We start from the raw sequence: 20,177 nt of genomic DNA, 5'->3' as shown, positions 1-20,177 counted from the left end.
CTGGGATAGAATATGTATACAGACACCATCAACAAATGCGCGGCCAATGCGGCCCGAATCGTCAAACTGGCGAAAGAAAGCCCGCTGGGCTTTTGGATTGGTTCGGCAATGGCCGGTGCCTATGTCGGCCTTGGCATTATTCTGATTTTCACACTGGGTAACCTGATTGACCCGGCTTACCGCCCATTAGTGATGGGAGCCACCTTTGGTCTGGCGTTGACCTTGGTGATTATTGCCGGCTCTGAATTGTTTACCGGTCACACCATGTTCCTGACCTTTGGTGTCAAAGCCGGCACCATCAAATCCAGCCAAATGTGGGCAGTTTTACCACAAACCTGGCTGGGGAATTTGTTGGGTTCTGTTTTTGTCGCCCTGCTCTATTACTACGGCGGCGGCAATTTGCTGTCCGTTGACACCAGTTTGGTACACACCGCGGCGCTGGCAAAAACCTCTGCGCCCGCTATGACCTTATTCTTCAAGGGTGTATTATGTAACTGGCTGGTTTGTCTGGCAATCTGGATGGCAATCCGCGTAGAGGGTGCTGCCAAATTCATTGCCATCTGGTGGTGTTTGCTGGCCTTTATTGCCTCTGGTTACGAACACTCAGTGGCCAATATGACCCTATTTGCGTTGTCGTGGTTTGGTCATCACAGTGAGGCTTATACCTTAAGCGGCATCGGCCACAACCTGTTATGGGTCACACTGGGCAATACCTTGTCAGGCGCGGTGTTTATGGGGCTGGGCTACTGGTATGCCACCCCACGGGAACAACGCCCACAGCCAGCGGCTATCAATGCGCCACAAGCAGTGCAAGAGTGAGTTATACGAAGTCGATTGATAGCTCAGTGAGTGAAGAGTTTACCGCACCGAGGGGCACTCCGGCGACTTACGTCGCTACGACCCCAACGGCACGATTCCCCTTCAATTGACTTTATCAGCAGTCTGATACCCGAATTCACCAGCTCTTAGGGGCTGGTTTTACCCCCTAGCGGCCTCAACCTGAAGGATTGCCCATGGACTACTTCCCGATTTTCTGCCAACTGCAAAACAAAGCCTGCCTGCTGGTCGGTGGAGGTGAAGTGGCCGAACGCAAAGCCCGCTTGTTGCTGGATGCCGGTGCCGCCGTCACCGTCAATGCGTGCGAGTTTACGCCGCAGTTTCATGATTGGGCTGATGAGGGGCGGCTTTCTTTAGTCAGCGGCGAGTTTGTACCCGGGCTATTGGCAGAAAAATGGCTGGTGATTGCCGCAACGGATCAGGTGGCCGTCAATGCTTTGGTTTATCAAAGTGCCAATCAACAGCGGGTGTTCTGCAATGTAGTTGATGACCCGAAACGCACCAGTTTTATCATGCCATCAATCATTGACCGCTCTCCTATCATGATTGCCATCTCCTCGGGCGGTAAAGCGCCAGTATTAGCGCGATTGCTGCGAGAGAAACTCGAGGCCATGCTGCCACAGCATTTGGGGCAGTTAGCACAGTTAGCGGGCAATTTACGCCAGCGGGTGAAACAGCATTTTGCCGCCATGACTGACCGCCGCCGCTTCTGGGAAAAACTGCTGACCCACGACCGGCTGGCGCAATCACTGGCGAATGAGGATCAGGTGCAAGTCGAGCAGCATGTTGAACAACTGTTCAATGCGCCACTGTCTGACCGCGGTGAAGTGGTGTTGGTGGGGGCCGGGCCGGGCGATGCCGGTTTGCTGACATTGAAAGGTTTGCAGCAGATTCAGCAAGCAGACGTGGTGGTCTATGACCGGCTGGTGTCCGATGAAGTAATGAATTTGGTGCGCCGCGATGCCGAGCGCATTTTTGTCGGCAAAGAGTCTGGCCGCCATAGTGTTCCACAAGATCAAATCAATCAGATTCTTTTGCAGCAGGCGCAGCAGGGGAAACGCGTGGTGCGCTTGAAAGGCGGCGACCCGTTTATTTTTGGCCGTGGCGGCGAAGAACTGGAAACACTGGCAGATTACAATATTCCGTTTTCCGTGGTGCCGGGGATAACAGCGGCGTCTGGCTGCTCAGCCTACAGCGGCATTCCCCTAACTCACCGCGATCACGCCCAAAGTGTGCGGCTGATTACCGGCCACGCCAAGAAAGACAGTCAGTTAGATTGGGCCAATCTGGCGGCAGAAAAGCAAACTCTGGTGTTTTATATGGGGTTATCACAAGCGGGCGAGATTCAGCAGCAATTAATTCGGCACGGCATGCCAGCCACCACGCCAGTTGCTCTGGTCGAAAATGGCACCTCGCGACATCAGCGGGTAGTCAGCGGCGAACTGAGCCAGTTGGCACTGCTTTCGCAGCAGGTCAGCAGCCCGAGCTTGATTATTGTCGGCAGTGTGGTCAGTTTGCGCAAAAAACTGAATTGGTTTTCCAGTGCGGAACACGGCAAAGCTGAGGTAAAGGAGCAAATTGAACAGGTGGGTTAAACTGAATTGACTCTGAAGGGGGAGAAATCCCCCTTCGACTGACGCACTGATTGATTCACTTACGGATGGGCAACAAAACCAATAGCTTCATACACTTTTGCCAGCGTTTCTTGTGCGCGAGCACGCGCCTTAGCCGCCCCGTCACGCATCACTTCCTGCAAGAAAGCCTCGTCTTCGCGATATTGATGATAACGCGCCTGTAGCTCGCTCAGCATGCCAGAAACCGCCTCCGCAACCGCACCTTTCAAATGACCATACATTTGGCCTTCAAACTGGGCTTCCAGCTCAGGAACAGACTGCCCAGTCACACCCGACAAAATATCCAGCAAGTTAGAAACACCGGCTTTCTTCTCTGTGTCATAGCGGATAACCGCTGGCTCGTCAGAATCCGTCATCGCGCGCTTAATCTTTTTCACCACAGATTTCGGATCTTCCAGCAATTCGATGACATTATTGCGGTTGTCATCAGATTTGGACATTTTTTTGGTTGGGTCCTGCAAAGACATCACCCGCGCACCGGCTTTAGGAATAAACGGCTCAGGAATTTTGAAGATATCGCCGTACAGATTATTGAATCGGCTGGCAATATCACGGCTCAGCTCCAGATGTTGCTTCTGGTCTTCACCGACCGGCACTTGGTTAGTCTGATACAGCAAAATATCCGCCGCCATCAACACCGGATAATCAAACAAACCGGCGTTAATGTTTTCAGCGTAACGGGCTGATTTGTCTTTGAACTGGGTCATGCGGCTCAGTTCGCCGAAATAGGTGTAGCAGTTCAGCGCCCAGCCCAGTTGGGAGTGTTCTGGCACATGGGATTGAACAAAAATGGTGCTTTTCTTCGGGTCAATACCGCAAGCCAGATACAGAGCCAAGGTGTCCAGAGTTCTTTTGCGTAACAAGGCTGGATCCTGACGAGCCGTGATGGCATGCAAGTCAACAATGCAATAAATGCAATCATAGTCATCTTGCATTTGTACCCACTGACGCAATGCACCCATGTAATTGCCAATAGTCAATTCGCCGGACGGTTGCGCGCCGCTAAATACGATAGGTTTTTGTTTATCGGATACAGCAGATATTTCAGTGGGTTTACTCATTTTATGCTTCCTGATCTTTTAAAGATGGCAGCCCGAGAGCGGGCAACAGACAGGCAAAGTGCTCTAGCACGCAGTCGGGATGACTGGTGGCAATAGCTTCACCATAGTTATATCCATAGGTCAGCCCGACACAGGGGCAACCCGCCGCCTGCGCGGCCATAATATCATTACGTGAATCACCAACAAACAGCATTTCACGGGCATGCAAGCCAAGCTTAGCCAGCAATAAATACAAGGGCGCGGGATGGGGTTTCTTCACCACCACATCATCACCGCCAATGATGACGGAGAAATAATCGGCAATACCCAAGGACGCTAGCAGTGGGGCGACGAATGGCGTGGGCTTATTGGTAATCAGGCCCATCGGCAAACCACTGGCCGCCAACTGCGCCAATGTCGCTTTCACTTGCGGAAATAGCTGGCTGCCCTGCTCGACTGTCTGGGCGTAATAGTGGTCAAACAGTTCACGAGTATGTGCCACTAATGGCGCATCTGGCTCGCGACCCGCCCAGCGTAGCGCGCGCTCGACTAATACATCAGCGCCATTGCCAATCCAGGTTGAGACCAAATCTTGGCCTGCGACCGGTAAATCTTGATGTGCCAGCGCCAGATCAATCGCGCTGGCCAGCCCCGGTGCGCTATCAACTAATGTGCCATCGAGATCAAAAGCCACACCGCGGATAGCATCAAATTTAGTCATGGGCAGATTTGGCCAATTCACTGCGCATGGCATCAATCACACTTTTATAGTCCGGCTGACTAAAGATTGCCGAACCGGCGACAAACATATCAGCACCGGCAGCCGCGATATCGCGGATATTATCCACTTTGACGCCGCCATCTACTTCCAGACGAATGTCATAGCCGCTGTCATCAATCAGCTTGCGCACTTGCTTCAATTTGTTCAGTGTTTCGGGAATGAAAGACTGCCCGCCGAAGCCGGGGTTCACTGACATCAGCAAAATAACATCCAGCTTATCCATCACATAATCAAGGTAGCTAAGCGGGGTGGCGGGGTTAAACACCAAACCCGCCTTGCAGCCACTCTCTTTGATGAGTTGCAAAGTGCGGTCAACATGCTCTGAAGCTTCAGGATGGAATGAAATATACGTGGCACCGGCTTTGGCGAAATCCGGGACAATACGATCGACCGGTTTCACCATCAGATGGACATCAATAGGGGCGGTAATACCGTAATCACGCAAAGCCTTGCATACCATCGGCCCGATAGTCAGATTAGGAACGTAATGATTGTCCATCACATCAAAATGCACAACATCAGCACCGGCAGCAAGCACCTTAGCGGTATCGTCGCCCAGGCGGGCAAAATCTGCTGACAGAATAGACGGGGCAATTAAAAACTTTTTCATCCGCTTCTCCAAACGTATCTCTTTGTTTTATGAGGTTTCAGCGTAACAAGCTTTTCTCACAAACCATGGGGTTTGAATCTTTACCGAGCGGCAGTTCCCGCTCAGCTATACAGCGCCAAAAGCTCGTTCACTTTACTACGGCCAAGGATATTACGGCTGATAGTTCGGCGCGCTTTGACCACATGCAGTGACGCCTGATGATACCAATCGCGCGTCAGCTCTGTGTCGTGATTAGAAATTAGAACCGGGATCTTATTTTCTGCTGATAGCTGGTAAGCCAGACGAGCCAGATTCTGTTGATCCGCTAAACCAAAATTACTGGTGTGATATGCCGTGAAATTAGCCGTCGCTGATAATGGCGCATACGGAGGATCGCAGTAAACCACCGCCCCGTGCACCGCTTTTAATAAAGTTTCCTGATAATGCTCACAAACAAAAACAGCATTTTGCGATTTTTCAGCAAACCAATACAGCTCATTTTCGGGGAAATAAGGTTTTTTGTAACGACCGAAAGGCACATTGAATTCACCGCTCAAATTATAACGGCACAGACCGTTATAACAATGGCGATTCAAATAGAGAAATAATAAAGCACGGCGATAGGTATCGGTACTGGCGTTAAACTCTTGACGCAGTTGATAAAAATTCTCGGAATTATTGAAATCGCCCGTGAATAAAACACGAGCATCCCGCACGAAGCCATCAGTGCGGTTCTTTACAATATTGTAGAGGTTAATGAGATCACTGTTGATATCGGCCAGTATGTAAGATTCATACTCAGTGTTAAGAAACACCGACCCCGCACCGACGAATGGCTCTATCAAGCAGTCTCCCGCTGGAAGATGGCGTCGAATGTCATCAACCAGCGGATATTTCCCACCAGCCCATTTTAAAAAAGCGCGGTTTTTCTTCATGCCGTCAGTTAGCTACTTAATAATTCAGAGCCGCAGATTGTACTCTGTTTCAGACAGCACATCAGCGCACAAATAAGAATGATTTATTTTTTAAGGTCTTGCTGTACTTGTTGTACAGGTTTAACCCACGGTTTTTTCGCCTGAACATCAGCGGGTAATGTGGCTATCGCCCTTTTAGCATCAGCAGAGGAGGCGTAATTGCCACTCACTAAGATGTACCAAGGCTTACCATCACGTTTAGTTTCATATACATGATAGTCAGATAGTTTTTGCTGCTTAGCATAGGCATTCAAGGTATCTGAGCGCGATGCGCTGCTCAGTTGTAACGTGAAGTGGCTACCAGGAGCATTTTTCAATGCGCTGCTGCTGCCAGCCGAACCTGACTTCGCCACCGCAGAAGCGGCTGGAGAGACGGCTGTTGTCGGATTTTTATGGCTAACAGCGGATGAATTCGTTGCTGATTGTTTAGTCGCTGCCGTGGCCTGTTTCTGCGTCGGATGAGTCATCGGTTCCCGTGCTACTGGCGCTTTGGCCCCTTTCGAGGTTGAAACGGTAGCTGGTGCCGTCGGCAGTGTGGAGGTCGGGCCGTCATTCATATTCTGAGACAGAGTATCGACCTGCCCCTGGGCCTGAGAAAGCGCATCAGACATATTCCCAGGCAATTCAACACGTTGAGTTGAATTATTGACAGAAGACTGCGGAGCGGCCTCGGTCGGTGTCGGAGAAATCGGCGGCACATTGATATCTTGTGGCTGAGCGGTATTCCTCACGCCATTGGCATCATGACCATCGGTGGTGTTATTTGCCACGGCTGGCTGAGTATTGCTGCCACTGGTCAGCGAAGATGAATCAGACAGATTAATATTTCGCGCAGCATCCACATTTGGATTTTGTTGCGATGCTTCATGCTCGGTCGGGGCTTTTAAGGCTGAACCAATGGCAATAATGATCAGCAGCAGCACTAAAATGCCAATACCAATCATCATATGTTGGCGTGAAACAGCAAGCTTAGGCCCAGTCGAGGACTTGCGGGCACGTGTTGGGCGACGGTCACTGCTATCTGGTTTCAGATCGTCTTCCGGCTTTAAATCATCCATCTAAACCCTCCAACTAGAGGCAAAAGCCTACCGCATTTATCATTGCAGTCCGGCTGATTGATTTTACTGACTGCTAACAAGCTAAAACGCCCGCAGCAAAGAAATATACTTATGCCATTTTCTATCACTGACAATCAGTGATAGACGCCAGTACCATATCATGTGCAACACCACCACGAACTTCTGACCGACCTATTGCGGTTGGCAATACCAGACGAAGCTCACCGGCTAGCACTTTTTTATCTCGCATCATGTGCGGCAGATAGGACTCTGGCGTCATTTCCTGCGGCCCGCTGACTGGCAGACCAGCACGTAAAAGTAGTTTCTTGATACGCTCAACATCTTGATCTGAAAGCTGGCCTAATCGACGGGAGGTATGTGCAGCCATCATCATTCCGGCGGCAACTGCTTCCCCGTGTAGCCAGACGCCATAACCCATTTCAGCCTCAATAGCATGACCATAAGTATGACCCAAATTGAGTAAAGCGCGCATCCCGCTCTCTTCCCTTTCGTCGGCGGCAACAACATCGGCTTTCAATTCACAGCAACGGCGGATGCAGTAAGCTAATGCTGACATATCCAGTGCTAACAAAGCGTCAATATTGTTTTCCAGCCACTCAAAGAAAGCGGCGTCAAGAATGATACCGTATTTGATAACTTCGGCCAGCCCGGAAGCAAGCTCACGTGGAGGGAGGGTTTTGAGACAATCAAGGTCAACCACCACCGATGCGGGCTGGTAGAAAGCACCAATCATGTTCTTACCCAATGGGTGGTTCACTGCGGTTTTACCACCGACAGAGGAATCCACTTGAGAAAGTAAGGTGGTAGGAACTTGAATAAAGCGTACACCGCGTTGATAACAAGCTGCGGCAAAACCGGTCAGGTCGCCTACTACACCGCCACCTAGGGCGACAAGTGTAGTATCACGACCGTGCGGTTTTTCCAGAAGGGCAGAAAATACCTGCTCCAGAACACTCAGAGATTTATACTGTTCACCATCAGGTAAAATCACCTGATCGACTTTAATGCCGCTTTGTTCCAGCACTGCCCGGAGCGAATCCAGGTAGAGTGGCGCTAGCGTTTGGTTGGTCACCAGCATTACCTGGTCACCCGCTTTTAGCGGCTTAAAAGAGGCCGGATCTTTGAACAATCCAGCAGCAATCGTAATCGGGTAGCTACGCTCCCCTAACGTGACAGTAATCTTCTCCATGTCGCGCCCTGTAACCTTCTTAACTTACGCCCGCGGGCATTAGTAAAATGCTAAATCAGTTACTTTCCAGCATGTTGATAATCTGGTTAGCAACAACTTTCGCGCTTTGATCGTCAGTGCGGATGGTGACATCTGCAATTTCTTCGTACAACGGATTACGTTCTTTTGCCAGTGCTTCTAACACCTCACGTGGAGGCGAATCAACCTGCAACAACGGACGTTTTTTGTCGCGCTGTGTGCGGGCCAACTGCTTCTCGATGGTGGTTTCTAAATACACCACCACGCCACGGGCTGACAAACGGTTACGGGTTTCTCTGGATTTAACAGAGCCACCACCGGTTGCCAGAACAATGCCCTGTTTTTCCGTCAGTTCATTAATAACTTTTTCTTCACGATCGCGGAAACCTTCTTCGCCTTCCACGTCGAATACCCAGCCCACGTCAGCTCCGGTACGTCGCTCAATTTCTTGATCAGAGTCGAAAAACTCCATATTGAGTTGCTGAGCTAACTGACGACCAATAGTGCTTTTGCCGGCACCCATAGGCCCAACCAGAAAGATATTGCGTTTCTCTGCCATGTTTTTGGTATTACTAAGACTATTCGTTAATGATAACCCGCCCCGCCAATCAAATTAGCAACGGGACCTAAACTGAAACCTCATGAGCGATAGTGCGAGATCAGACTGAAAATTATCTCAGCACTTCTGGTAGTTTGGCAACCGAATAAATCGTTGTACACGTCGTGGGAGGGAAACCATACGTTTTTATCGGCGTATCAACGTTATTAAAAACCTCGGAGCTCAATTCGGTAACCCTTGTAAGCTAAATCGGGGGCAGCGTCAAATTTAGAAGCCTCCTATCACACAAAAAGTTGCAGAAAGTCACCAAGATTGGCCTGTTTTCATCAATCGGCACCTTTTGGGGCTCAAGTACCTATCAACCTTGGGGTGATAAAAATAACTAACTCCCGACGACTTTGTTGCTGGGCGTCCTGTTTAAACAGCCCCCCCAACCAAGGAATATCGGCCAACATAGGCACTTTATTAACACCTTGACTGTTTTTTTGCTGAAAAATCCCACCTAACACAATAGTTTCGCCGTTATTGACGGTTATTTGGGTTTTTATTTCCTGCTTATCGATTAGCAAAGTTTCACTATCACCACGTTTCATCGCCATTCCCGGCATATTATGGCTGATTTTTAAGTTTAAAGTAATTTTGCCATTACGCAGTATTTTTGGTGTGACCTCCATTCCTAATACCGCCTCTTTAAACTCAATCGTCGTCGCCCCTTTTTTCCCCCGCGAGACAGTATAAGGAATATCAGAACCTTGTTTGATGCTGGCGGTTTGCTGGTGTGAGGCTACTAAGCGCGGGCTGGCAATAATGTCGACCTGATTTTCTTGCTCCAGAGCGCTCAACTCCAGCTCCAGCAGCCGCCCCCCGATGCGGGCAACATTAAATCCAGCACTGACTGCGCTGGTAGGCAGCGGCAAATTGACATTAAAATCACTCATTCTCAGCGCGGATGTAGGTTGTGGCTCCCCCATTCCCCAACGTACGCCAAGCTCCTGCAAGTTTTCACGGCTGATGGTCACTATATGCGCAGCTAACTGTACTTGCTGTAAAGGCAAATCCATCTCTGCCAACCAGCTTTTCAATAATGCTAATGATGCGGAAGTATCACGAATTAATAATGTATTTGTACGTTTATCTACCACCACACTGCCCAGTGGAGAAAGTAACCCGCCCTCGGCCAGATTCAAGCTGTCCGCAACTTGTTCAGCATCCGCATATTGCAAAGCCAGGTTCAAATTACTGAGTGATTCTGGGCCAGCTTTTTGTTTAGCTTGCAGCCGCCTGTCCTCAATATCCTGTTCAGTGAAAACCATCATCACCGCCCCTTCGCGCTCGACTTTCAAGCGGCTCATGCGCAAAACGATAGCAAGTGCTTGTTCCCAAGGGACATCCACCAGCCGGAGACTAAGATTACCGCCAATATCTGCCGCAATGACCAAATTCAATTGCTGATAATCCGCCAGTGCTTGCAACACCATGGGGGCAGGAGTGTCTTGAAACTCCAGTGAGATTGGCGAGCCGCCTTTTGCATTAATGGAAAAGGGCATGGTAAGTAAGGCACTGAGCAGCAGAAAAATAAATAATAGCTCTCGCGGCATACCAAACGCAGCCCATAGCCCGTCTTTTGATTTGACTATATTATTGATTTTAAATATATTTTTAATTTTAAATATATAGAAATCCATCAGATTCATTCCTTTTAATACTGATGATTAATATCTTAGCGCATCGAGAGCACCACAGAACCTGATGAACCCGAGCATGGCTTTTCTGGGTTAACATGCTGGAGGCGGACTTGCCGCGCACTGATGTCGGTCACTTGCCAATGAGCCAATAGGCGCGTTTCTATCGCCAGTTTTTGCCACTGGCCCTCCGCCCGCTGTACCCAAGCAGAATGGTAATCCGCCCCCCGGACAATGCCCTGTAATTGCCAATCGGCGAGTTTTTCACGGTCATCATCACAAGCCCCTGTTAATACTCGTTCAAATGGGTTGCGCCCAATCTCAGCCAGTATGGGTTCTGCGCCAACCGTCAAAGCCGGTAATGCCACCATCAACAGCCCTCCAAACATCCACTGTCTGTTGCGGCGATTATTCACTTTCACCTCCGGTAAGAGACTCTTTTAGGTTTAGTTTCACTGTCAGCGCATGCTTCTCTCGTGTAATGCCCATTATCTGGACTTGGACTGGCGATGAGGTTGCAGCTAACTGACGAAGTAAATGGAGCAATCCATAAAAATTAACCCGCAAGGTTGCATGCCATTGTTGTTGCTTGGTTAATTGTTGTTGCTCAGTTAATTGTTGTTCGGCTGAGTTTCCTCCGGCCGCCACTGACTGTTCAGATTGCCGCTGCCAACTCATCACCTGCCCATCAAACGGCACAATCCATTGCCCCACCAAATGTGCCATTGAGGCATTTGACGGCTGCAACGGTGCTTCAACCGCATTCAACACAGTAATTTGCTGCTCAAGAGAAATGAGCGATGGCAACTGCATCAGTGTGGATTGTTGGCGCTCAATCTGTTGTTGGTGTTGAATAATTTCCTGAGTAGCTAGCCGCTGCTGTTGCCATAAGGGCCGCAGCACCATGCCATAAACACTCGCACCAACCAGCGCCAGTATCCCCCATTGATATAAACAAAGCTGCCAGCCGGGCCTATCCATCCAGCGCTGAAGCTGTTTATTCATCATTAACCCCCTCCTCCTGCCAGTCGGCCTGCGCCATAAATCGAAAATGCCCATCATCCTGCTGCGCAATTTTTTGTAAGCGCACATTTGCCAATAGGGGCTGACGCCTTAACTTCACCAAAAAATCATGGATAGCGGCGTAATCTTGGCTAACAGCCTCAAAAACCAGATGTTCACCTTTAGGTATCAGGCTGATTAACCAGCAGTTCTCGGGGATTTCCTGTGCTAACAACTGCAATAATGTTGCGTAGCGGCGAGCGGATTGGTGCATTTTCCGATACATTTTCACTCGCTGCTCCGCGTGCTGTTTTTGTGTCATCCGCTGTTGCACCTGTTGATGATGCTGGCTTAATACCTTTTGCTGGCGCAAAAGCGCGGTAAGGCTGCTTTGCTGACTGATTTGCGCTAACTGTGATTGCCGCTGCACAACCACCAGTATGATGATAAAAAACAGGGCTTGGCATAACCCTAAGTTGCGCCAAAATCGGTAACGTGCAAGCTGGCGATCTGTGCGCCATGACGAGAAATTAACCTGATACATCAGTAATCTGCCGGGCGTAATGCCAACCCACCAGCCAACATGAAAGCGGCCGGTGATGAGGGCAAAGGGGGCTGATACTGAGCAAACGCAGCAAAGGGTGACCAGCGCGTGGTATTTTCCGGTGGGGATTCATCCATCATACTGCTGTAATACACTTTCACCGGATTATCATTTGGTTGGGGATGATGGGTATGCAACTGTGCCAGTAATGCAGTTAACGGATTAGCAGTTAACGGATTAAACGAGCGCACGCGGTCGCATTCCTGTATCTCGTCAATTTCAATGGGTACCACACCAAAGATAAACGGCATTTCACTGGAGGAAACCCACAACCACTCATGTGCCAGCCGATGAACTAACCAATAAGTCCCTGATAAACCAGCGGCCGTGGCCATATAACGCAGGGCGCAGGGGGTGATATCAATTACGGGGGATGGTAGGTTAGCCTGCTGTAAACATGCTTGCCATTGGTGAATTTCTGACTGGCGAGCGGCTGTGATTAATAATTCACTGCCAGCTTCAGCACGATAATCCAGCGCCAACTCCTGACTGTTGACCGGGAAAAGCTTGCTTGCCTCCGCATTGATAAACCCCGTGCGTTCGGGTTCACGCAGCCGCCGGTCTGGAAGAGGGATAGTCTGCTGCAATATACGCTGGGCGGGCAGTGCAATGCGTAATGAAATATGTCGTGGTAATTGTTTGCGTAATAATTTGAGTTTGTCGCTAACCACATCTGGCTGTTGTAAAATACCCTCCCGCAAAGCCCCAGAAGGTAAGGTTTGATGCCACCAATACCGCAGTTGCCAGCCATAACGGCGTCTGACAACGGCCAAGGCGCGTATAGCCTCCATTTGAATATCTAGCCCAACCTGCCAATATTGTGTGTGCATCTTTGTCGACCTCCCTGTCGAGAGAGAATAAAAGAACGTATCCATGTAACGGGCTTGCCTTTATACTACGGCGCGGTTGTTTATAAACTGCCCAATTGACATTGAATGGGAAATCTCAGGTGAAGTTCGTAAAGTATTTTTTGATCCTTGCGGTGTGTTGCATTTTACTGGGAGCAGCCTCGATATTTGGCCTGTACAAATATATTGAGCCTCAGCTACCCGACGTTGCCACACTGAAAGATGTCCGGCTGCAAACGCCTATGTTGGTGTATAGCGCCGAAGGCGAATTGATCGCCCAATACGGTGAAAAGCGCCGTATCCCGTTGACACTAAAACAAATTCCACCAGAAATGGTGCATGCGTTTATTGCCACGGAAGACAGCCGGTTCTATGAGCATCACGGTGTGGACCCAGTAGGTATCCTGCGTGCGGCTTCTATTGCACTGGTTTCCGGCCGTGCCTCTCAAGGTGCCAGCACCATTACTCAGCAATTGGCACGAAACTTTTTCTTAAGCCCGGAACGCACCTTGATGCGCAAAATCAAGGAAGCTTTCCTGGCCATTCGTATCGAACAGTTACTGACGAAAGATGAAATTCTTGAGTTGTACCTGAACAAGATTTATCTGGGTTACCGCGCTTATGGTGTCGGGGCGGCGGCGCAGGTTTATTTTGGTAAAGAAGTCAATGAGTTGACCCTCAGTCAAATGGCGATGATTGCCGGTTTACCGAAAGCGCCCTCGACTTTCAACCCGCTCTACTCACATGACCGGGCGGTTGCGCGCCGTAATGTTGTGCTATCACGCATGCTGGATGAAAAATACATCACCCAGGCGCAATACGAGCAAGCTCGCAGTGAAGAACTGGTCGCCAACTATCATGCGCCGCAAATTGCTTTCTCAGCACCTTATTTGTCTGAAATGGTGCGGCAGGAGATGATTAAGCGCTATGGCGAAAACGCCTATACCGATGGTTATCAGGTCTACACCACTATCACTAGAAAACTCCAATTGGCGGCGGTGGATTCCTTACGTGCCAATGTGTTGGCTTATGACATGCGCCACGGCTATCGCGGCCCATCCAATGTGTTGTGGAAAGTGGGTGAAAGCGCATGGAGCAATGAGAAAATTATTGATTCGCTGAAAACATTGCCGGTTTATGGCCCGCTGTTGCCTGCGGTCGTTACGCAAGCGAATGCCGACCAAGCGACAGCAATATTGGCGGATGGCAACAGTGTGGCGTTACCGATGGCCGGTATGCGTTGGGCGCGCCCCTATAAATCTGACAATGCTCAGGGGCCAACACCTAAGAAAGTCACTGATGTGGTACAGCCAGGTCAACAGATTTGGGTCAGAAAAGTAGGTGAGAGTTGGTGGTTGGCTCAAGTGCCAGACGTCAATTCCGCCTTGGTTTCTATTGACCCGAACAATGGCGCAATCAAAGCACTGGTCGGCGGTTTTGACTTTAACCAAAGTAAATTTAACCGTGTGACACAGGCGCTGCGTCAGGTCGGGTCGAATATCAAACCTTTCCTGTATACCGCGGCGATGGACAAAGGCCTGACTCTGGCAACCATCCTTAACGACTTGCCAATTACCCGCTGGGATGCGGGTGCTGGCACCGATTGGCGGCCCAAAAACTCGCCTCCAACTTATGATGGCCCGATTCGTCTGCGTCAAGGTTTAGGCCAGTCGAAAAACGTGGTGATGGTGCGGGCAATGCGTGCCATGGGTGTGGATTATGCCGCTGAATATCTGGAGCGCTTTGGTTTCCCGGCACAGAATATCGTGCATTCAGAATCATTGGCGCTGGGTTCCGCGTCATTCACACCATTACAGCTCGTCCGCGGTTATGCGGTGTTGGCCAACGGCGGCTATTTGGTCGACCCGTATTTCATCACCAAAATCACCGATGATATGGGCAATGTGTTGTTTGAAACGAAACCCAAAATTGTCTGTGCAGAGTGCAATTTACCGGTCATTTACGGCGATACTCAGCGCTCGGTCGTGCTGTCCGACGACAACACTGAAAACGTCGCAACTTCACAAACGAATAATGCTAACAATGTGCCAATGCCAGAGCTGGAACAAGTTACGCCAGCACAGGCCAAGCTCAATAGCGATGAGCAATATGCGCCACATGTGATCAGTACACCGCTGGCGTTCTTGATGCGCGATGCATTGAACTCCAACATCTTCGGGGAACCCGGCTGGATGGGCACAGGCTGGCGTGCTGGGCGCGACTTAAAACGCAAAGATATCGGCGGTAAAACCGGAACCACCAATAACTCGAAAGATGCTTGGTTCTCCGGCTACGGCCCGGATACCGTGACATCCGTCTGGATTGGTTTTGACGATCATCGCCGTGACTTAGGCCGCAGCACTGCATCTGGCGCTATTTCTGATCAGATTTCAGGGGCCGAGGGCGGAGCGAAAACAGCTCAACCGGCGTGGAATGACTTTATGAAAGCGGCCTTGGAAGGCCTGCCGGAAAAACAAGTTTCACCACCGCCAGGTATCGTCAGTGTCGTGATTGATAAGCAAACAGGCAAGCTATCTCCAGGCGGGCCGGGTAGCCGTTCAGAGTACTTTATCGAGGGGACACAACCCACCGAGTATTCAGTACATGAAGCGGGTACGACACTAATGGACAACGGCCAGACTCACGAGTTGTTCTGACGAGCGGTGAAGTGAGTGCTAATGGCGACTAAGCTGCTTTAGCACCAAAATAAAAGCCGGGAAATCGCAAGATTGTCCCGGCTTTTTTATGGCGAGCCGCTCAATATCAGGCCATACCCGCTTTGGTCAAAAATACCTGAGCCAAAAACAGGGCGCTGACATTGCGGGCTTCGCGAAAATTCGGTTCATCGAGCAGCGCCATCATATTCGCAATAGGCCAGCGCACTTGGGGCAGTGGTTCCGGCTCATCGCCTTCCAGACTTTGTGGATAAAGGTTTTGCGCCACAACAATGTTCATTTTGCTGGAGAAATAGGACGGTGCCATCGTCAGTTTACTGAGGTAATCGAAACGCTCAGCGCCAAAGCCAACCTCCTCCATCAATTCGCGATTTGCGGCCTCTAATACACCCTCTCCGGGATCAATCAACCCTTTGGGGAAGCCCAATTCATACTCTTCTATACCCACGGCATACTCGCGGATCAGCAATAGGTCATCACCAATAATGGGCACGATCATGACGGCTTCGCGATTTGATGGCCGCATGCGCTCATAGACACGTTGTACGCCATTACTGAACTCGAGATCGACGGCTTCAACCGTAAATAAGCGGGAGCAGGCAATCGTTTCTATTTTAAGTATTTTAGGTTTTTGCAGGTGTTCCATAATGGCCCCAAATTAAAACTTACCGCCTGTGTCGGGCACGTATCAGGGTAGTCAGGCTCATAATAAGGTTACTTCATAAGCGACTTTTTACCCACGCGGATTAACCCGACTCTTTATACTGGAATTTATTAGAACTTGATCACATTGTGCGTTAATGAGAACCTTTATCGCAACGCTAGTTAGATATAATTTACCTGTTTTTAACATGGCGGCGAGTTTAGTCAAGATTCAACTGGTTAATTTTCATCCTATTTCAGTGCAGTACTCGTTAAAAATTGTGTTTGAAAATAGGATTATGCTGATATTACCGAAGTTTTAGCCTTGCTATCCTTATCAGCCTACGGGCAGTGAAAGAGCACTTGCATTAAGTTATTTGATGAATAACTCTGTTATATGCCTCTGTAAGGTGTTTATGCATAATATATGCCCAAAATAATTCGAGTTGTAGGAAGGCGGCAATTGAGTGAATCCAGATGAGTTGACGCCAGTCAATGATTCGGGTGAATGAAAGCAGCCAACGCACATGCAGCTTGACGTATGACGGGGATAATGCGTTATTTCATAGAGTTGGCGTAAAACAGGGGCGTTCGGATGGGGATGGGATGAGCACAATAGTCATAATATTGGCCTTACTGTTGACCAGTCTGATCGCAGTAGGTTTGTGGTGGTGGTTCCGATTCCGCCGCCCTGCTCCCGTAACTGCAACTCTGCCGTTCGTAAAACCTACTCATCGCAAACTGACACCTGAAGAGCGGGTAAACGTTGAGAATTATCTCTTAAATCAACAGGATAAAATTGGGCTTAAACCCCAATCGACTTTTGATACTCATAGCCTGAGCAACAGCACTCCTTCACCCACGAAGCTTATTCTAACCCCTCAAAGCGACAATGTTTATTCGGTTACGCGCGCCATTACCCGCTATGGCGTGGCCACTGATGAACCCAATAATTGGCGTTATTATCTTGATTCTATTGAAGTTCATTTACCTGCTTCGTGGGAACAATATATTACTCAGGATAATGACGTAGAACTGATCCAAACCCAGCCGCTCCCTCTGGTTATTTCCCTCAACGGGCATACGCTGAAAAATCACCAGTCTGAGAATAGTTACCAGCCTATTTTACCTTCAGTGGCGCAAAATGCGTCAATTCGCAAGGCGGATAGCGAGCATATTGAGCTGCTGAATATCCGTAAGGAAACAGCGGAAGAATATGCTCTGCATGGCGCTAATGGCCTAAAAGAAGCGGCGGCTATTTGTTTAGCATTGCTATTGCTGTTCTTTGCACTGACTGGTCCAACAGTGATACTGCCCTGGCTTATAATTGTGGCAGCCATATTAACCGGTTGGGCTTGCTGGAATATGTTCCGCCCGCTATCTGAGAAAGACTTGCGGGAAGTTCATTGCTTGAGTGGTACACCAAAGCGCTGGGGCCTGTTCGGTGAGTCAAATCAGGGACAGATGAACAATATCTCACTCGGGATTGTAGATCTGATTTATCCGGCCCATTGGGGGCCTTATTTTGCTCATGATCTGGGTAAAAAAACCAACATTGATATCTATCTCAATCGTCAGGTTGTTCGTCAGGGGGCTTTTTTATCCCTGCATGATGAAATGAAACATTTTCCTCTACAGCGTTGGGGGAAAAACCTGACGCTGATGGCCGGTTCACTGTTAGTCATGGGATTATTACTGATTTATATCCCATTGGGTCTGCCGCTGAAATTAAGTGTTGCTTGGTTACAAGGCGCACAAAGCCAGCAGGTGACCAGCGTCGAAGCATTAGAAAAGATGCCACTCCATATTGGCGATATGCTGAAAGCGCAGGGGACGGGGATGTGCTATGTCCCACCGAATACCCAAAACCCACACAATTTTGTTTTTACACCTTTTGATTGTTCCGGTATCTATTGGAATAACGCTGCACCCTTGCCGCAACCTGAATCTGAAATTATTGAAAAAGCGGCCGCGCTGGTGGCGACCGTCAACCAACAACTGCACCCACAAGGCACGGATACCAACGTTAACCCACAGTTGGCAACTGCGATTGAAAAATCCGGCATGATTTTGCTGGATAACTTTGCTGATATCGTCCTAAAAACGCAGGCATTATGTGGTGGAGACGCCGATTGTATCCGTCTAAAAAATGCCTTGGTGAATTTAGGTAATGCCAAAAATTGGTCTGGGCTAGTGAAACGGGCACAATCTGGCACCTTAAAAGGTATGAATGTGCTGTTACGCCCAGTCAGTGCTGACACCTTGGAAAATCTGGTTAAGACGGCAACCTCATCATTTGTTTACCGCGAAACACATTTGGCGACAGAAGCGTTAAACAGCCCACCGCCGGGTGGGTTCCTGATTACCAGCGATGAAGGTAAACAACTGGTTAATCACCCTGCTCCATCGGTTCCACTGTTTGATTACAGTGCGCTTGAGCAATGGCGGGAGTTACAGCGGCTCTCTGGGCTGCTACTCAACACCCCATTTAAGGCGGAAGGGATCATTACCAATATCACCACCGACGCCAATGGCACCCGCCATATTGCATTACACAGTGAACCGGATATCGTGACACTCGGCCGTTATTTGGGTACCAGCCTGCTGTTACTGGCCCTGATGATTTGTTTCGCGGTGAATGCAACCTTATTCATTCAGCGGATACTGAAAAACCGTAGCCGTATGGATAATATTCAGCGCTATTATGATAATTGCTTCAACCAAACCCTCACTCCAACACCTTTCCTGCGTTAGCCATTTTTCGTTTATTATGAACTATTATTTATACCTTAAATAATTCGAGTTGCAGAAGGGCGGCCAACGCACATGCAGCTTGAAGTATGACGGGTTATCACCACTATTGTGATTGTGGAGCCGCTATGCCCCCTGAATTTAATTGGCAAGAAATTGATACCGTGCTGCTGGATATGGATGGCACTCTGCTGGATTTAGAGTTCGACAGCCATTTCTGGTTAAAGCAGGTACCGGAAACTCTCAGCCAACAGCGCGGAATCTCGCTGGAACAAGCGCATAAAATTATCCATGATGAATATCTGGCAGTGCAGCACACATTAAATTGGTATTGCTTCGATTATTGGAGTGAGCGACTGGATTTAGATATCTACGCCATGACCACACAAGCGGGCAGCCGGGTTCGTCTGCGCCAGGATACCCAGCCCTTTCTGACCAGTTTACGGGAGCGCGGCTTGCAAACTATTTTGCTCACCAATGCCCACCCGCACAGCTTGGCGGTAAAAATTGAGCACACCGCTCTCGACCAGCACCTTGATTTATTACTTTCCACCCATACATTTGGTTATCCAAAGGAAGATCAACGGCTGTGGCAAGCTGTCACACAGCATACTGGGCTGAATCCTGCCAGAACCTTATTTGTCGATGACAGTGAAAAGATTTTGGATGCCGCGCACGCCTTTGGTATCCGCTATTGTCTGGGGATAGAAAACCCAGATTCCAGCTGTGCTGATAAGGCATTTCACAGCCATCCTGCAATCAATGATTACCGTAAGCTATTGCCCGCATTGCAGTTACGCAAGTGAGTGGGGAAATTCAGCCTAACGACAGGAGTTTTCATGAAGGATAAAACAGCTTCGGATGAATCGGTTCGGCTGGATAAATGGCTTTGGGCTGCCCGGTTTTACAAAACCAGAGCCGTCGCGCGGGACATGGTGGACGGCGGCAAAGTCCACTACAACGGGCAGCGCGGTAAACCGAGTAAGTTAGTTGAAATCAATGCTGAAATCCGCCTGCGCCAAGGAAACGATGAGCGCACAGTACGGGTCTTGGCGCTACACCACCAGCGCAGGGGCGCAAGTGAAGCTCAGGCATTATATGAAGAAACAGAGGCCAGCATTGCTAACCGCGAGAAAGTGGCACAGGCGCGCAAGCTAAATGCTCTGACTATGCCGCATCCGGATCGACGGCCGGATAAAAAAGAGCGTCGCAACCTAATCAAATTTAAACAAGGCGAGCCTGAGTAAACTGCTTGCAGCCAGAAAGAGAGAAA

Annotated in this window: 19 protein-coding genes; 6 read left to right on the top strand and 13 right to left on the bottom strand. The window is 49.4% G+C overall.

The features are described 5' to 3' along the window. Positions 1 to 12 precede the first annotated feature (12 nt). Both nirC and cysG read left to right on the top strand, forming a co-directional pair. Positions 13 to 819, top strand: coding sequence for a nitrite transporter NirC (gene nirC, locus OP863_RS01025; RefSeq protein WP_038637199.1), 807 nt, complete (start codon positions 13 to 15; stop codon positions 817 to 819). Positions 820 to 1,013: 194 nt separating this feature from the next. Further along, a complete protein-coding gene (gene cysG, locus OP863_RS01020; RefSeq protein ID WP_145591574.1) occupies positions 1,014 to 2,432 on the top strand; it encodes a siroheme synthase CysG in 1,419 nt (472 codons plus the stop codon). A 59-nt stretch (positions 2,433 to 2,491) separates the two neighbouring features. Here the strand turns inward: cysG and trpS are convergent, their stop codons facing one another. The 12 genes from trpS to pilM form a co-directional block, all read right to left on the bottom strand. Then, positions 2,492 to 3,532, bottom strand: a complete 1,041-nt coding sequence (gene trpS, locus OP863_RS01015; protein WP_038637204.1) for a tryptophan--tRNA ligase — start codon at positions 3,530 to 3,532, stop codon at positions 2,492 to 2,494. 1 nt (position 3,533) lies between these two features. Continuing rightward, on the bottom strand, positions 3,534 to 4,232 hold the full coding sequence (locus OP863_RS01010) for a phosphoglycolate phosphatase (RefSeq protein WP_145588003.1): 699 nt from the start codon (positions 4,230 to 4,232) through the stop codon (positions 3,534 to 3,536). Continuing rightward, the gene (gene rpe, locus OP863_RS01005) at positions 4,225 to 4,902 is read right to left on the bottom strand and encodes a ribulose-phosphate 3-epimerase (RefSeq protein WP_038637210.1); all 678 of its coding nucleotides are present in this window, start codon (positions 4,900 to 4,902) and stop codon (positions 4,225 to 4,227) included. Before rpe ends, OP863_RS01010 begins: the two co-directional genes overlap by 8 nt. Before the next feature lie 101 nt (positions 4,903 to 5,003). Next, on the bottom strand, positions 5,004 to 5,816 hold the full coding sequence (gene dam, locus OP863_RS01000) for an adenine-specific DNA-methyltransferase (RefSeq protein WP_265525790.1): 813 nt from the start codon (positions 5,814 to 5,816) through the stop codon (positions 5,004 to 5,006). Positions 5,817 to 5,899: 83 nt separating this feature from the next. Continuing rightward, a complete protein-coding gene (locus OP863_RS00995; protein ID WP_038637217.1) occupies positions 5,900 to 6,913 on the bottom strand; it encodes an SPOR domain-containing protein in 1,014 nt (337 codons plus the stop codon). Between the two features lie 124 nt (positions 6,914 to 7,037). Further along, a complete protein-coding gene (gene aroB, locus OP863_RS00990) occupies positions 7,038 to 8,123 on the bottom strand; it encodes a 3-dehydroquinate synthase (protein WP_038637220.1) in 1,086 nt (361 codons plus the stop codon). A 55-nt stretch (positions 8,124 to 8,178) separates the two neighbouring features. After that, positions 8,179 to 8,700 (bottom strand): shikimate kinase AroK, encoded by a 522-nt coding sequence (gene aroK / locus OP863_RS00985; protein ID WP_004391482.1) that lies wholly within the window; start codon positions 8,698 to 8,700, stop codon positions 8,179 to 8,181. A 347-nt stretch (positions 8,701 to 9,047) separates the two neighbouring features. Next, positions 9,048 to 10,247, bottom strand: coding sequence for a DNA uptake porin HofQ (gene hofQ / locus OP863_RS00980; protein WP_416222831.1), 1,200 nt, complete (start codon positions 10,245 to 10,247; stop codon positions 9,048 to 9,050). Positions 10,248 to 10,420: 173 nt separating this feature from the next. Further along, positions 10,421 to 10,771 (bottom strand): pilus assembly protein PilP, encoded by a 351-nt coding sequence (locus OP863_RS00975; protein WP_416222830.1) that lies wholly within the window; start codon positions 10,769 to 10,771, stop codon positions 10,421 to 10,423. Between the two features lie 19 nt (positions 10,772 to 10,790). Further along, on the bottom strand, positions 10,791 to 11,387 hold the full coding sequence (locus OP863_RS00970; RefSeq protein WP_265526300.1) for a pilus assembly protein PilO: 597 nt from the start codon (positions 11,385 to 11,387) through the stop codon (positions 10,791 to 10,793). After that, positions 11,380 to 11,928: a PilN domain-containing protein gene (locus OP863_RS00965; RefSeq protein WP_145588005.1), complete on the bottom strand. Its 549-nt coding sequence runs from the start codon at positions 11,926 to 11,928 to the stop codon at positions 11,380 to 11,382. Before OP863_RS00965 ends, OP863_RS00970 begins: the two co-directional genes overlap by 8 nt. Then, a complete protein-coding gene (gene pilM / locus OP863_RS00960) occupies positions 11,928 to 12,818 on the bottom strand; it encodes a type IV pilus biogenesis protein PilM (RefSeq protein WP_145588008.1) in 891 nt (296 codons plus the stop codon). The genes OP863_RS00965 and pilM overlap by 1 nt, the downstream gene beginning before the upstream one ends. Before the next feature lie 119 nt (positions 12,819 to 12,937). On the opposite strand from pilM, the gene mrcA reads away from it, so the two are divergent. Then, on the top strand, positions 12,938 to 15,493 hold the full coding sequence (gene mrcA, locus OP863_RS00955) for a peptidoglycan glycosyltransferase/peptidoglycan DD-transpeptidase MrcA (RefSeq protein ID WP_265525788.1): 2,556 nt from the start codon (positions 12,938 to 12,940) through the stop codon (positions 15,491 to 15,493). Positions 15,494 to 15,599: 106 nt separating this feature from the next. Here the strand turns inward: mrcA and nudE are convergent, their stop codons facing one another. Then, on the bottom strand, positions 15,600 to 16,157 hold the full coding sequence (nudE, locus tag OP863_RS00950; RefSeq protein WP_145588012.1) for an ADP compounds hydrolase NudE: 558 nt from the start codon (positions 16,155 to 16,157) through the stop codon (positions 15,600 to 15,602). A gap of 602 nt (positions 16,158 to 16,759) precedes the next feature. On the opposite strand from nudE, the gene OP863_RS00945 reads away from it, so the two are divergent. The 3 genes from OP863_RS00945 (at position 16,760) to hslR (ending at position 20,151) form a co-directional block, all read left to right on the top strand. Then, on the top strand, positions 16,760 to 18,907 hold the full coding sequence (locus OP863_RS00945) for an intracellular growth attenuator family protein (protein WP_145588014.1): 2,148 nt from the start codon (positions 16,760 to 16,762) through the stop codon (positions 18,905 to 18,907). A 125-nt stretch (positions 18,908 to 19,032) separates the two neighbouring features. After that, positions 19,033 to 19,710, top strand: a complete 678-nt coding sequence (yrfG, locus tag OP863_RS00940) for a GMP/IMP nucleotidase (RefSeq protein WP_145509945.1) — start codon at positions 19,033 to 19,035, stop codon at positions 19,708 to 19,710. Between the two features lie 33 nt (positions 19,711 to 19,743). Beyond that, positions 19,744 to 20,151: a ribosome-associated heat shock protein Hsp15 gene (gene hslR, locus OP863_RS00935; RefSeq protein WP_145588018.1), complete on the top strand. Its 408-nt coding sequence runs from the start codon at positions 19,744 to 19,746 to the stop codon at positions 20,149 to 20,151. The last annotated feature ends 26 nt before the right edge of the window (positions 20,152 to 20,177 follow it).

This window comes from Yersinia sp. SCPM-O-B-9106 (C-191) (assembly GCF_026183365.1).
Lineage (GTDB): Bacteria > Pseudomonadota > Gammaproteobacteria > Enterobacterales > Enterobacteriaceae > Yersinia > Yersinia rochesterensis.
This window is presented reverse-complemented; position numbering and strand designations above follow the sequence as displayed.

Bases quoted from the DNA above. Each gene is read 5' to 3' on its own strand.
- nirC (WP_038637199.1), top strand. From the start codon at position 13: ATGTATACAGACACCATCAACAAATGCGCGGCCAATGCGGCCCGAATC.
- cysG (WP_145591574.1), top strand. From the start codon at position 1,014: ATGGACTACTTCCCGATTTTCTGCCAACTGCAAAACAAAGCCTGCCTG.
- trpS (WP_038637204.1), bottom strand. From the start codon at position 3,532: ATGAGTAAACCCACTGAAATATCTGCTGTATCCGATAAACAAAAACCT.
- OP863_RS01010 (WP_145588003.1), bottom strand. From the start codon at position 4,232: ATGACTAAATTTGATGCTATCCGCGGTGTGGCTTTTGATCTCGATGGC.
- rpe (WP_038637210.1), bottom strand. From the start codon at position 4,902: ATGAAAAAGTTTTTAATTGCCCCGTCTATTCTGTCAGCAGATTTTGCC.
- dam (WP_265525790.1), bottom strand. From the start codon at position 5,816: ATGAAGAAAAACCGCGCTTTTTTAAAATGGGCTGGTGGGAAATATCCG.
- OP863_RS00995 (WP_038637217.1), bottom strand. From the start codon at position 6,913: ATGGATGATTTAAAGCCGGAAGACGATCTGAAACCAGATAGCAGTGAC.
- aroB (WP_038637220.1), bottom strand. From the start codon at position 8,123: ATGGAGAAGATTACTGTCACGTTAGGGGAGCGTAGCTACCCGATTACG.
- aroK (WP_004391482.1), bottom strand. From the start codon at position 8,700: ATGGCAGAGAAACGCAATATCTTTCTGGTTGGGCCTATGGGTGCCGGC.
- hofQ (WP_416222831.1), bottom strand. From the start codon at position 10,247: ATGCCCTTTTCCATTAATGCAAAAGGCGGCTCGCCAATCTCACTGGAG.
- OP863_RS00975 (WP_416222830.1), bottom strand. From the start codon at position 10,771: ATGTTTGGAGGGCTGTTGATGGTGGCATTACCGGCTTTGACGGTTGGC.
- OP863_RS00970 (WP_265526300.1), bottom strand. From the start codon at position 11,387: ATGAATAAACAGCTTCAGCGCTGGATGGATAGGCCCGGCTGGCAGCTT.
- OP863_RS00965 (WP_145588005.1), bottom strand. From the start codon at position 11,928: ATGTATCAGGTTAATTTCTCGTCATGGCGCACAGATCGCCAGCTTGCA.
- pilM (WP_145588008.1), bottom strand. From the start codon at position 12,818: ATGCACACACAATATTGGCAGGTTGGGCTAGATATTCAAATGGAGGCT.
- nudE (WP_145588012.1), bottom strand. From the start codon at position 16,157: ATGGAACACCTGCAAAAACCTAAAATACTTAAAATAGAAACGATTGCC.
- OP863_RS00945 (WP_145588014.1), top strand. From the start codon at position 16,760: ATGAGCACAATAGTCATAATATTGGCCTTACTGTTGACCAGTCTGATC.
- yrfG (WP_145509945.1), top strand. From the start codon at position 19,033: ATGCCCCCTGAATTTAATTGGCAAGAAATTGATACCGTGCTGCTGGAT.
- hslR (WP_145588018.1), top strand. From the start codon at position 19,744: ATGAAGGATAAAACAGCTTCGGATGAATCGGTTCGGCTGGATAAATGG.